10 protein-coding genes are annotated in these 13,281 nt (G+C 32.8%); all 10 read left to right on the plus strand.

What is annotated here, in order from left to right:
• Positions 1 to 87: 87 nt before the first annotated feature.
• The 10 genes from ACVC3Y_RS03790 to ACVC3Y_RS03835 all read left to right on the plus strand — a co-directional run bounded on the left by ACVC3Y_RS03790 (position 88) and on the right by ACVC3Y_RS03835 (position 13,180).
• The gene (locus ACVC3Y_RS03790; RefSeq protein ID WP_038507003.1) at positions 88 to 384 is read left to right on the plus strand and encodes a helix-turn-helix domain-containing protein; all 297 of its coding nucleotides are present in this window, start codon (positions 88 to 90) and stop codon (positions 382 to 384) included.
• Between the two features lie 15 nt (positions 385 to 399).
• Positions 400 to 1,653, plus strand: coding sequence for an ApeA N-terminal domain 1-containing protein (locus ACVC3Y_RS03795; protein WP_452226158.1), 1,254 nt, complete (start codon positions 400 to 402; stop codon positions 1,651 to 1,653).
• A 21-nt stretch (positions 1,654 to 1,674) separates the two neighbouring features.
• Positions 1,675 to 3,786 carry a Piwi domain-containing protein gene (locus ACVC3Y_RS03800; protein ID WP_452226159.1) on the plus strand — a complete coding sequence of 704 codons (2,112 nt, stop codon included), beginning with the start codon at positions 1,675 to 1,677 and terminating at the stop codon, positions 3,784 to 3,786.
• Positions 3,787 to 3,912: 126 nt separating this feature from the next.
• On the plus strand, positions 3,913 to 4,245 hold the full coding sequence (locus tag ACVC3Y_RS03805; protein WP_452226160.1) for a hypothetical protein: 333 nt from the start codon (positions 3,913 to 3,915) through the stop codon (positions 4,243 to 4,245).
• Between the two features lie 123 nt (positions 4,246 to 4,368).
• Positions 4,369 to 8,703 carry a CusA/CzcA family heavy metal efflux RND transporter gene (locus ACVC3Y_RS03810; protein ID WP_452226161.1) on the plus strand — a complete coding sequence of 1,445 codons (4,335 nt, stop codon included), beginning with the start codon at positions 4,369 to 4,371 and terminating at the stop codon, positions 8,701 to 8,703.
• Between the two features lie 4 nt (positions 8,704 to 8,707).
• Complete coding sequence (locus ACVC3Y_RS03815; protein ID WP_452226162.1) at positions 8,708 to 9,913, plus strand: efflux RND transporter periplasmic adaptor subunit; 1,206 nt, start codon at positions 8,708 to 8,710, stop codon at positions 9,911 to 9,913.
• A gap of 2 nt (positions 9,914 to 9,915) precedes the next feature.
• Positions 9,916 to 10,329, plus strand: a complete 414-nt coding sequence (locus ACVC3Y_RS03820; RefSeq protein ID WP_054851361.1) for a Fur family transcriptional regulator — start codon at positions 9,916 to 9,918, stop codon at positions 10,327 to 10,329.
• Between the two features lie 56 nt (positions 10,330 to 10,385).
• Positions 10,386 to 10,748: a DUF3703 domain-containing protein gene (locus ACVC3Y_RS03825; RefSeq protein ID WP_013622781.1), complete on the plus strand. Its 363-nt coding sequence runs from the start codon at positions 10,386 to 10,388 to the stop codon at positions 10,746 to 10,748.
• Positions 10,745 to 12,694, plus strand: a complete 1,950-nt coding sequence (locus ACVC3Y_RS03830; protein WP_226696412.1) for a heavy metal translocating P-type ATPase — start codon at positions 10,745 to 10,747, stop codon at positions 12,692 to 12,694. The genes ACVC3Y_RS03825 and ACVC3Y_RS03830 overlap by 4 nt, the downstream gene beginning before the upstream one ends.
• Before the next feature lie 72 nt (positions 12,695 to 12,766).
• Positions 12,767 to 13,180 (plus strand): HYC_CC_PP family protein, encoded by a 414-nt coding sequence (locus ACVC3Y_RS03835; RefSeq protein WP_226696413.1) that lies wholly within the window; start codon positions 12,767 to 12,769, stop codon positions 13,178 to 13,180.
• Positions 13,181 to 13,281: the final 101 nt, after the last annotated feature.

A 13,281-nucleotide genomic window follows, 5' to 3' on the forward strand; every position in this document is an offset into this window, starting at 1 on the left:
TGTTAATAAGTGTTTATATCTTTTAATTTTCCTTTGGTTTCCTTTTGTTAAATTAGACAAAATTTGACAAGTCTAAATAATTCTATTATGGAGTTTGGAGAGTACATACGTTCATTGCGTGAAAAACGCAATTTGCTATTAAGGGAAATGGCTGCAAACCTAAATATGGATGTTGCCTATTTAAGTAAAATAGAACGAGGAAATCGGATGGCAAGACGCGAACAAGTAGTTGCTTTTGCCAAAACATTAAAAGAAGACGAAAACGAATTAATTAAGCTATGGATGTCCGAACAAATTGTACTAATGCTCAAAAATGAAAAGGAGCGTACGGAAATCCTCAAAATAGCTGAAGAAAAAATTAGTAAGATTGTAAAAAAGGGTTAGGATTTAAAGTAATTTATGTTTAAAGAGAATAAATATTATGGCGAGGTATGGTTTAAATCTGCAGAGGATAATAAGTGCTTTTGTGTATTAGAGTTAATTAATGATGAAGTACACATAACGACCAATTTGTCAGAAAGATTACCTGCCTATCAAATAGAGTTAATTTATGGGGTTTTTACAGGTTTAGGCTATTTAACTTTTGTAAACTGCAAGATTAAAAACAGTAGCAATGGAATAGTAGAGACTAAAACTTATAAGCCTAAATATACGTTTGCTTGTGCATATCATTTAATTGAACCTATAGGTTTGAAAATTAATGAATTTCAAATTGACAATTTAGCAATAGTGAGTTGGGTTAGAAAAATGCATTGGTATAATTCTTTAGAAGACAAACTTGAAAAAGAGGATGACGTAGTCCACAATACGAATATTACTGAAGACTTATCTATTAAAATCACAAAATCAACATCATATACTTCTAACCACAACTTTTTTAGAATGGACAATGTTGGATATGTCGATTTTAAATCAGAAAAAAAATTGAGTATTCTTGAGAGTATAGATTTATATAATTCATTTCAAAAATTATTTCATTTTTTATACGGTAAGTCTGTACAATTTAAAGCTTTTAATTTTAAATGTTTAAGCTGTGGTAATTGGGCTTCGTTATATTACAAGGATGATTTCAACAAAGAAAACATATCTGGTTTTATAGCGCTTGACTATGATAATATTAAAGATGATTTGTCCAATATAATTAAGCATTGGTATAACAATGAAGGCATAGGTTATTGTGCTGATATTATTATCGAAAATTTACTCTCGGTTAAAACGAGCCATAGTAGGCGATTTACAAATTCCTATACAGCTTTCGAAGCTTATAGTTTGAAATTTGGTAATAAGATTAAGAACTCATCTTTTGCCAAAGATTTATTAGAACAAAAGCAATTATTAGTCGATATAACTAATATTCCAGAAGATGATATTAAAACATATGTATCAAAGATTGTTCGTCATCGAGATTATTTAATACATCGCACTAAAACAAAAAACAATATTTTTTCACAGTTTGAACTATTGTATATATCCTTTTTATTAGATTATTTGGTTGGTTTAGGCTTGGTGAAACAAATGGAAGTTTCTGATAAAATTATTGAAAAAATAATAGAGCGTGCTAAATCTACATACCAAGATATGCAGTCTGTAAATAGACTACTAAACAAAGATTTATTAGTTGATAACAATAATAAAGTTCAACCTTCTATGTAAAATTACAATATAATTTCATTTATGCAAGAACACCTCAAAACCAACATACTAAACTTTAAATGGCCTAATAGTGCGCCTACTATTTATTTAACTTTAGAGGATATTGAAGGTAGTCATCCTATCCATAAATCTAAATTTTCAAGGCAGATAAAAGAGGTGTTTCCAGATGCAGACTTATCTAACAAAGACCAAATATTTACAACATTTACAACAGAAATACCAGATGCACCAAGCATTAAGCTAAATTTAGTAGATGGTAGAGAATTAAGAATTTATAAGCAATTCCTTAAACATAAATTAAGAAGCTATTTTAAATCGAAAGACTATATAGTAGTAAAAAACTTCGTTGGTGATGTACAAGTGTGGATGCCTTCAAAAAAAGGGAATACAGCAGACTATAACCTCTACTATAAATTTTCATTTAAGATACAGTTTGCAAAACTCACAGACTTACCAGAGTTAATTGTATCATACGATGGTACTTCAAAAGTCCTTACAACATCGGTTAAGGATATAGAGGATTCAGAGTTAATAAAACGTTGTGTATATGGTCAAAAAACGTTCAATTACCAAATGGACCTCGATACAGAGGAAAAACAAGAATTTTACAATGCTATTCAGTTTGACCAAGCATACCCAATTTTTAATTTGTCATTAGCACGAGCATTAGATATACCTATTGAGGAACCTATAAGACCAATTAATAAATATCAAAAGTACGTAGCACTTATTAATAATTTTGCAACCAACTATCTGTTTAAAGAAGATTTTAAAGTCATATTTCCATTTAAAACTGATACGTTTATAGATGTGCCACTCAATCGTATCAACCATATCGACCCACAAGTAGGTTTATTGGAATTTGGTAAAGACCAATACGGTAACAAGAAAACCCATTTAGTGCCTAAAAAGGCAATGAATATCCTAAACCCTTACAGACGTCCAAACAATCAAAATATCAAGATATTTTTCATTTGCCATACTTCTCATAAAGATTCGGTATTGTCTTTCTATCAAAATTTAAAGGAAGGTGTAAATACAGAAAAGAATTATTATAAAGGATTAGAAGCCTATGTGAACATTAAAGCATCATCATCCAAAGAACACTTCATTGAATTTACCAACGAAAACGACCCAATACCAGAAATAGTTGAAAAGTTAGAGAGTTTAACCTTCGACCACGATAATGTGCTTTACGCAGCTTTTTATTTAAGTCCTTTCGATAAGTTCACACAAAATCCCGAAGACCGCGAAATCTATATTCAAATCAAAGAACTGTTTTTAAATGAAGGCATTGTTACACAAGTGGTAGATTATGAAAAAATGGTGGTCAATATCGAGAATCAATACAACTTCCAATTTTCATTACAAAATATGGCATTGGCTATTCACGCTAAATTAGGTGGTGCACCATGGAAACTTGCAGTAACCGATAAAAAAGAATTAGTAATTGGTGTTGGTGCATTTACCAATCAAGGCGAAAACAGGCGGTATATAGCAAGTGCCTTTAGTTTTCAAAACAATGGCTTATTTAGAAAGTTCGAATATTTTTACCAAAGCGAAACAGACCTATTGGCAGGAAGTATATGTAAAGCCATTAGAGATTTTACATCGGTTGCAGAAGCAGATAAAGTAGTCATTCACTTCTATAAGGAAATGAGTTACGAGGAACTAAAACCAATTATTAGAGGGATGCATACATTAGGGTTAAAAATTCCGCTTTACATTCTAAATATCAATAAAACAGAAGCAGAAGATATTATTGCTTACGACCTTAATTGGAACAAAAAGTTAATGCCTGTAAGTGGCACATACATACGTATTAGCGAAAATCAATTCCTACTGTTTAATAATGCGCGTTACCCTAATTCACAGAGATATGCAGATACAGATGGTTATCCGTTTCCAATAAAAATTAAGGTAAGCAGTCCAGATGAAGATGCTTTTGAAGATGCAGACGTAGTGTTAGAACTATTAACACAAGTATATCAGTTTAGCAGATTGTATTGGAAATCACTTCGACAACAAAATGTACCAATCACAATTAAATATCCTGAAATGGTAGCACAAATAGCACCGCGTTTTAATAATGGCGTTCCAGACGATGCTAAAGATGCTCTATGGTTTTTGTAATTTACCAATCAATTTATTTGCAACACCATTGCATTCAATAATTTGTATATTTGTATAAATTATATGAAAATATTTGTTTCCATATCAATGTCTATTTTATTCTTTTTTCAAGGGATAAGCATAGATATGGACTTTTGTGGTCCAATTAAAGAAATTTCAAATGTAATTACCCATTATCAAGACCATAAAGTTTATGGAGACTCTTTCTTTGAATATGTAGTTGAAGATTACATTGAGAGCGATGCTAAAAATGAAGAGCATCATCATAACCCAGATAAGGAGAATACACCAGTCCATTCCCATAATCAATGTTGTCACCCTTTGGTATTAATTATTGCGAACAATAATTTGGCTTTAACCAATCGATTAAAGTTTGAAGAGAAAAAACAATATAATTTACATAAAGTAAACTTCACTTCCAGATATTTGGAATCACTTTTCCAGCCACCTAAAGCATAATTCAGTTTTTTAATGGATAGCTATATCCAATTTTGAGCCTAAAGGGTTCATTTCATTTTGTGTAATTCTATTTTCTTATATCAGAATTGTATCGAATAGTTTAACTGAATTAATACATTTTCTATGATTAATAAAATCATTGATTTTTCAATCAATAACAAATTCATTATTGGTTTGCTTACGCTTACCATAATCGGAACAGGTATTTGGAGTATGACCAAAGTGCCAATAGATGCTGTTCCAGATATTACCAATAACCAAGTACAGGTTATAACACAATCCCCCAATTTAGGTACTGAAGATATTGAGCAAATTGTTACTTATCCAATTGAAGTGGCAATGAGCAATCTTCCTGATGTTCAGGAAATAAGGTCAATTTCTCGTTTTGGCTTATCTGTGGTTACTATTGTATTTGATGATGATATGGGAACATATCTACCTCGCCAATTAGTAGCCGAAAAACTAAACAAAGTCAAAGAGCAAATACCTGCTGGATTTGGCGAACCTACAATGGGTCCTATTTCAACAGGTTTAGGAGAGATTTACCAATACACACTAAAAGTTGCACCAGAGTTTAAAGACAAATACAACATTGCAGATTTACGCTCAATGCAAGACTGGATTGTACAGCGTCAAATGGCAATGGTTCCTGGTGTGGTAGAAGTAAACGCTATTGGTGGAAAAATAAAACAATACGAAGTAGCGGTTGACCCAAACGATTTAAATGCTATTGGCCTTACCATTACAGATGTGTTTAATGCACTTGAAGCCAATAATCAAAATACAGGAGGTGCATATATTGAAAAGAACCATCAAGCCAATTTTATTCGTGGTGAAGGCTTGGTGAGAAGTTTAGAGGACATTAAAAAAATCACTGTCAAGAATATTAATAATATACCTGTCACTATTGGCGATATTGCTACGGTACAATTTGGCTCTGCAATTCGTTACGGTGCATTAACCCAAGATGGTGAAGGAGAAGTTGTAGGTGGATTGGTAATGATGCTAAAAGGAGCTAATTCCAATGATGTTATTGCCAATGTAAAAGAGCGAATGACTCAAATTGAAAAGTCGTTACCAGAAGGCGTAATTATTGAACCATTATTAGACCGAAGTAAATTAATTGGCGAAACAACTTCTACAGTAACAACTAACCTTATTGAAGGTGCATTAATCGTCATTTTTGTGTTGGTCTTTTTATTAGGTAATTGGCGAGGAGGTTTAATAGTTGCCTCTACTATTCCATTATCCTTATTATTTGCTTTTATTTTAATGAATGTTTTTGATGTTTGGGTAAACCTAATGAGTTTAGGAGCAATTGATTTCGGAATCATTGTAGATGGTGCTGTAATTATTGTTGAAAGCACTGTTTTTCTTATAGCATCACAAGTTTTGAAAAAGAAACAACTTACATCTAAAGAAAGAGATAAAGTTGCTTCTAATGCTTCAAAAAAGATGATGAATGCTGCCTTCTTCGGTCAGTTGATTATCCTTATCGTTTTTCTACCCATTTTAGCCTTACAAGGTATTGAAGGAAAGATGTTTAAACCAATGGCTTTGACCTTTATTTTTGCTATGATTGGTGCAATGGTACTTTGTTTAACCTATGTGCCAATGATGTCAGCTTTAATATTAAGAGCACCTAAAAACGATAAAAAATCTTATGGAGATAGATTTGTGCATTGGGTTGAAGATAAATACCAACTTTTATTGGTTAGAGCCTTGCGAAAAGGGAAATGGGTAATTGGTATTGCAGTTGTGTTGTTCGGAATAACCGTTTTTATGTTTTCAAGAATGGGTGGCGAGTTCATTCCGCAACTCGATGAAGGTGATATTGCATTTCACGCTATTTTAAAACCAGGTAGTTCACTTACAGAAACTATTGAAACTACTACCAAAATAGAACAAATAGTAAAAGCAAAATTTCCAGAAGTTGATAAAATTGTGAGTCGTATTGGTGTTGCCGAAATTCCAACCGACCCGATGCCTATGGATATTGCCGATGTTTTTGTAATTCTGAAACCTAAAAGTGAATGGACTACTATAGAATCAAAAGATGAATTGATTGAAGCAATGAAAGAAGCAGTTGAAATGGTTCCTGGTGTTAATTATGAGTTTACACAACCTATTGAAATGCGTTTTAACGAGTTATTAGAAGGTGTTCGTGAAGATATTGCTATAAAACTTTATGGTGAAGACATTGATATTCTATCTCAAAAAGCCGAAGAAATATCTAAAATTATCGCAGGTACTGAAGGTATTGGTGATATGAAAGCGGAAGCCACAATAGGTTTGCCACAAATGACAATCAATTACAACAGGAATAAATTGGCGCAATATGGTCTTCAAATAAATACGCTTAATCAAACCGTACAATCTGCATTTGCAGGTGGTACAGCAGGTGTAATTTTTGAAGGTGAAAAACGCTTCGATTTAGTAGTACGATTAAGCGATCAAAACCGTAAGGATATTTCAGATGTTCAAAACCTGTATATCAATTTACCTTCGGGTGCTCAAATTCCTTTACGTGAAATTGCAGATGTAAGCTATAAAGCAGGACCAATGCAAATCAGTAGAGATAACACCAATAGAAGAACCTATGTAGGTGTTAATGTTAGAGGACGTGATGTAAAATCGTTAGTAACTGAAATTAAATCAAAATTAGATGCACAATTAGAATTACCATCAGGTTATTTTATTCGTTATGGTGGTGCATTTGAAAATTTAGAACGTGCTAGCAACCGATTACAAACCGTTGTGCCTATTGCATTGTTACTCATATTTATACTAATATATTTTGCATTAAAATCTTTACCACAGACCTTAATGATTTACATAGCTATTCCAATGGCAACTATTGGTGGTGTTGTGGCGTTGTGGTTACGTGATATGCCATTTAGTATTTCGGCAGGTGTTGGTTTTATTGTGCTGTTTGGTGTTGCAGTTTTAAATGGTTTGGTAATGATAAGCGGACTCAACGAATTAAAAGAAGAAGGTGTAACCAATCTAAAGGATAGAATAGTTGAAGGTACTAAACGAAGAATCAGACCTATTATGCTAACTGCTTTTACAGATGTATTAGGCTTTCTACCAATGGCTATTTCATCATCAGCTGGTGCAGAAGTACAACGTCCATTGGCAACGGTTGTTATTGGTGGATTATTAACTTCAACTTTGCTTACCTTATTTGTTTTACCAATTTTATATCATTGGGTAGAAAACAAATCTTTTACGTTTAAGCCAAATAAAAAGTTAGTAACAGCAACAACAGTTGTATTATTACTATTTGGCTTTTCACCACAAAGTAATGCACAAGAGTTGAATGATACAATTCCCGAAATTTCATTACAGGAAGCTGTTAAACTCGCAAAAAGTAATTATCCATTATTGAAGCAAAAGCAGTTGGAAATTACAAAACAAGAACAATTAAAATCGACTGCCTATGATTTCGGAACGACTCAAATTTTTACAGGTGGAGAAGAAATTGATAATGGAAATGGCATCTATACAACCATTGGTATTGGTCAATCAAATATCGATGTATTTGGCATTGGTTCTAAAAAGAAGCTACAAGAACAACGCATTCAATTGGAACAAAAAGCCTTTCAACTTTCCGAGTTGGAATTAGAATTGGAAGTTAAAAAAGCTTGGTCTAATTGCTATCAAATGAAACAAAACTATGATTTGTATAAGGAATTGGATTCCATTTATTCCAAATTCGAGCAAGCAGTAGCTTTAAATTATGAAGTCGAAGCTATTTCTAAATTAGAATATTCGGCAGCAAAAAATCAAGCGTTTCAAATTCAGAATAAAAAAGCGCAAGCCTATAGTAATTATCTTATTGCCTTACAGCAATTCAATTTGTGGTTGGTATCAGAAGAAATTTTTACAGTTTCAGATGAATTTGAGGTAGCGATAGATAGTGATATGGAAACATTCAGTATTGAAAGTCATCCATTGTACAGTATGTCGCAGAACATTGTAGATGAAGCGGAAGCTAAATATAAAGCTGCAAAAGCAGATAATTTGCCAAAGTTCAATCTTCAAGGTGGTTTACAAAAAGTAAATGGCAATTCAGGATTTTACACCTATCAAGCAGGAATTTCAGTTCCGTTTTTATCAGGTTCTAGCAAAGCACAAGTTAGAAGTGCCAGAATTGATAAAGAAATAGCGGAAACCAATGTAGCGTTCAAAAAACAGGAAGTACAATCAAGGTTTGTTCAGGCTAAAGAAAATTATATGAAATGGAAAACATCTTGGGAGTTTTACAAAGACCAAGTTTTACCATTAACAAAAGAGCAAAAAACAGGTGCATTACTGGCATATAGAGAAGGCGAAATTGATTATACTGCATTTACGCAGTTGATAAAAGAAGCAATTCAATCGGAACTGGAAGCACAGACTGCATTAGTAAAATATTTAGAAAGCACATTTCAATTACAATATTTTAATAAATAAGACAATGAAAAACAAAATATATAAAATCCTTACCGTAATGGTGTTAGCCATATTTGTTTCAGCTTGCGGAAATAAAGAAAATCATAACGAGAATGATGGTCATTCCCACGATGAGGAAGAAAAAACAGAAGTTAACGAAGAGCATCACGATGAAGACGAAGTAATGCTTTCACAACAGCAATTCGATGCATTGAAAATGAAAATAGATACGTTAGCATTACGTAATATGAGCGGCTATGTAGAAGCAAACGGAACGTTAGAAGTACCACCACAAAACGAAGCAGCTATTACTACTGTTGTTGGTGCAAATGTCGTTTCAATTGAAGTGATTGAAGGTGATAAGGTTAATAAAGGTCAAGTTGTGGCTTATCTATCGCACCCAAATATCATACAAGCGCAAACGGATTATTTAAACGCTTATAGCAATAGCGAGCTTGCAAAGAAAAATTATGAACGTCAACAAAAATTATACGATGCTGGTGTTGGTTCTGGTGCTAATTTCCAGAAAGCAGAAGCAGAATATCAAGCATCAAAAGCAATGGTTAATGGTTTAGAAGCGCAATTAAGAATACTCAACGTTAACACTACATCAGTTCGCAATGGAACAATTGCACAGCGCATAGCATTGCGAAGTCCAATAGAAGGCTTTGTGCAAAAAGTTGAAGTAAAAACAGGTCAATATGTAGAGCCACAAACCGAATTATTTGAAATTGTAAATACGCATCACGTTCACGCCGATTTAATGGTTTTTGAAAAAGATGTTTATAAAGTACAGAAAGGTCAGAAAGTTAACTTTACGGTACAATCCATACCAGATGCAGAGCTTATCGCAGAAATCTATTCCGTAAGCAAAACCTTTGAGGACAACCCAAAAGCAGTCCACGTTCACGCAGAAATAGAAAACAAAAAAGGTAACTTAATTCCTGGTATGTATATTCAAGGTAAAATTCAAGTAGATAATACCCAAATAAAAGCTTTACCAGAAAGTGCAATTATAAAAGAAGGCGAAAGATATTATGTGTTTTCAGTAGAAAAAGAAAATGACGATTGGAGCTTTAAACCTATCGAAGTTGTGTTAGGCACTAAAGATGGTGATTGGGTATCGGTTCAATTTACTGAAAACATAGAAAGTAATACAAAATTTGCTTATAACAATGCTTATTATCTTAACGCAGAAATGAAAAAAGGAGAAGCAGAACACGCACATTAATTATGGAAACAATAGAACAAGTATTAGAGTCAAAAAATATTCGTGTTACAGCAATGCGTTTGCTTATATATAAGTTTCTTACAGAAAAAGAGGTCGCTGTTACTTTAAGTGATATTGAAAATGCTTTCTCAAAAGCAGACAGAACCACTTTATACAGAACTATTAAAACCTTTGAAGAAAAGGCTATTGTGCATCAAATAGACGATGGTACAGGGATTACAAAATATGCATTATGTGAAAAGGGATGTAATTGTGAAATTGAAACCGATTTGCACTTACATTTCCATTGTAATAATTGCAATGAAACCATTTGCTTAACAGAACATAAAATACCTCAAATAAAAGTGCCAGATGGTTTTGTGTCAGAGAATGTAAATTTGGTGGTAAAAGGTATTTGCGATAAGTGTAGTGTCTAATTATTGCACTTCCATTGCACTTACTATTAAAGTACATTTATCCAAAATTAGAGGATATGAAGTTTAATACTAAAATACCTAAACATCTAAAACAGGCGTATAACCAAGAATTAAAACAATACAGTTTCTGTTTAGAAAATAAGCAGTTTGGTAATGCTTGGTATCATTTAGAACGTAGTCATATAATAGGACAATCTTATCCTATAGAACATACCTATTCACATTGGCTTATGCTAAAGTTTGGATTTAGACAAAAAGATACGAAAGAAGTAATAGGTCAAATAATTAGGTTGCTTGTGGGTGGCTGGAAATCATTTATAAATCACGTTCCACTTGGTAATACTGGTGGAGCAAACGTGCCACCATTAAAACGAATGCCTATTCCCAATGACATTGAAAAATTATTAGATATTAAATGAAAAAAAAGAAAGTCAATTTAAGAGATTTAAAACCAAATTCAGAAGTGCAACACACGCATAATGATGGTCATAATCACGGTAATGGAAGTGCATTCAAAACCTACGTGCCTGCAATAATAAGTTTTACAATGCTTATCATTGGTATAGGTTTAGATTATTTTGATGTTTCATTCTTTAAGGATTGGATTCGTATTGCTTGGTATGGTATTGCATATCTTCCTGTAGGGTTTCCTGTTGTAAAAGAGGGTTGGATTAGTATTAAAAAAGGTGATGTTTTTACAGAGTTCTTTTTAATGTCTATAGCAACCATTGGTGCATTTGTTATTGGTGAATATCCCGAAGGTGTTGCAGTAATGCTATTTTATGCAGTAGGCGAATTATTTCAAAGTGCTGCTGTAAATCGTGCAAAAGGAAATATAAAAGCATTATTAGATGTTAGACCTAAAGAAGCCAATGTATTTCGTGAGGGAGATTATAAAAGTGTTTCGCCTGAAGTTGTCAATATTGGAGAGAAAATTCAAATTCGTGTAGGTGAAAAAATTCCATTGGATGGCATTTTATTATCCGAAAAAGCATCTTTAAATACAGCTGCGTTAACAGGAGAAAGCAAACCAGATTCCATTCAAAAAGAAGCAAAGGTTTACGCAGGTAGTATTAATTTGGAAAGCGTTATTGAAGTTGAGGTAACCAATAAGTTTGAAGACAGTTCTATTGCGAGAATATTAGACTTGGTTCAAAATGCAACAGCACGTAAATCTAAAACAGAATTATTCATCAGACAGTTTGCTCGTATCTACACACCAATTGTAGTGTTTTTAGCTATTGGTGTTACTTTTATACCTTACTTTTTTGTAGATGATTATGTGTTTAGAGATTGGTTATACAGAGCATTAATTTTCTTGGTAATATCTTGTCCTTGTGCGTTAGTGATTTCAATTCCATTAGGATATTTCGGTGGATTGGGAGCAGCTTCAAAAAATGGAATCTTATTTAAAGGTGCTTCATTTTTAGATGCAATGACCAAGATAAATACTTTGGTAATGGACAAAACAGGAACCGTTACCAAAGGTGTTTTTAAAATCAAAGAAGTAAAAGCAATTGGTTGGAATGAAACCGAATTTATGCAATACTTAATGGCGATGGAAGAACAATCCACGCATCCAATTGCTAAAGCCATTTTAGAGTACAAAGCTGAAGGTGAAGATTTTGAAGCACAAGACGTTTCTGAAGTTGCAGGTAAAGGTTTAAAAGGCATTGTAAATGGTAAAACAGTTTTAGTAGGTAATAAAGCCTTAATGACTGCGAATAATATTAATGTTCCAACGGAAACGGAATCTATTGTAGAATCGATAGTGTTGGTAGCAATCGATAATCAATTTGCAGGTTTTGTAGTAATAGCAGATGAATTAAAGGAAGATGCAAAAGAAACAATTACTAATTTACATAAAGTAGGCATTAAAAATATTATGATGCTTTCCGGTGATAAAGATTCCATTACGCAACAAGTCGCTAAAGAGTTGAACATCGAAAATGCTAAAGGTGGTTTGCTACCAGAAGATAAATTAAACGAAGTTGAAATTTTAAAGAAAAATCCTGTAAACAAAGTAGCTTTTATAGGTGATGGTATTAATGACGCACCAGTTTTAGCAGCAAGTAACGTTGGTATTGCAATGGGTGGTTTAGGGAGCGATGTAGCTATTGAAACAGCAGATGTTATCATTCAAACAGACCAACCTTCAAAAGTAGTAAGAGCCATTAAAATAAGTCGTTCTACACGTAAAATTGTTTGGCAGAATATCATTTTAGCATTTGGTGTTAAAGTTATTGTCTTAATTTTAGGAGCAGGTGGTTTAGCTACAATGTGGGAAGCAGTTTTTGCAGATGTAGGAGTAGCATTATTAGCAATTTTAAATGCAGTTAGATTACAACGAATGAGTTGGGATTAAGCAGATTAGTCAATTAAACTTCTGTTAAACAAAATCAATAGTTGTAAAATTTTTATACATTTGCAATTAGATATGAAGCAAATTTTCCATAAAATAATGTCTTTAGTAATGGCTTTTGTAGTGTTATTCTCTACAATGTCATTTACTGTGAATATGCATTATTGCGGAGATACTTTAGTAGAAACTGCTATTTTTCATAAGGCCAAAGGGTGCGGAATGGAAATGGAAAAGCCTTCAACCGAAGGATGTTCTATTACCAAGAAAAATTGTTGTGATGATGAACAATTAGCAATTGAAGGTCAAGACGAATTACAATTGCAAGTTGACAAAATCACGTTTGAGCAACAAGTATTCGTCGCTTCATTTGTTTACACTTATATTAACCTTTTTGAAGGTTTAGATAACAATGTATCTTCTTTTGAAGAATACAAACCACCACTCGTCATAAAACAAATCTTCAAGATTGACGAGACTTATTTAATTTGATTTTTAAACAATAGACTCTTTTATCCTATGACAGCAATGTTGTAAGGATAATTTGCTGTATTCGGTGTTGTCGTAACACCAATGTCTAACTGTTTAATAAT

Source organism: Lacinutrix cladophorae (assembly GCF_053604645.1).

Bases quoted from the DNA above. Each gene is read 5' to 3' on its own strand.
- ACVC3Y_RS03790 (WP_038507003.1), top strand. From the start codon at position 88: ATGGAGTTTGGAGAGTACATACGTTCATTGCGTGAAAAACGCAATTTG.
- ACVC3Y_RS03795 (WP_452226158.1), top strand. From the start codon at position 400: ATGTTTAAAGAGAATAAATATTATGGCGAGGTATGGTTTAAATCTGCA.
- ACVC3Y_RS03800 (WP_452226159.1), top strand. From the start codon at position 1,675: ATGCAAGAACACCTCAAAACCAACATACTAAACTTTAAATGGCCTAAT.
- ACVC3Y_RS03805 (WP_452226160.1), top strand. From the start codon at position 3,913: ATGGACTTTTGTGGTCCAATTAAAGAAATTTCAAATGTAATTACCCAT.
- ACVC3Y_RS03810 (WP_452226161.1), top strand. From the start codon at position 4,369: ATGATTAATAAAATCATTGATTTTTCAATCAATAACAAATTCATTATT.
- ACVC3Y_RS03815 (WP_452226162.1), top strand. From the start codon at position 8,708: ATGAAAAACAAAATATATAAAATCCTTACCGTAATGGTGTTAGCCATA.
- ACVC3Y_RS03820 (WP_054851361.1), top strand. From the start codon at position 9,916: ATGGAAACAATAGAACAAGTATTAGAGTCAAAAAATATTCGTGTTACA.
- ACVC3Y_RS03825 (WP_013622781.1), top strand. From the start codon at position 10,386: ATGAAGTTTAATACTAAAATACCTAAACATCTAAAACAGGCGTATAAC.
- ACVC3Y_RS03830 (WP_226696412.1), top strand. From the start codon at position 10,745: ATGAAAAAAAAGAAAGTCAATTTAAGAGATTTAAAACCAAATTCAGAA.
- ACVC3Y_RS03835 (WP_226696413.1), top strand. From the start codon at position 12,767: ATGAAGCAAATTTTCCATAAAATAATGTCTTTAGTAATGGCTTTTGTA.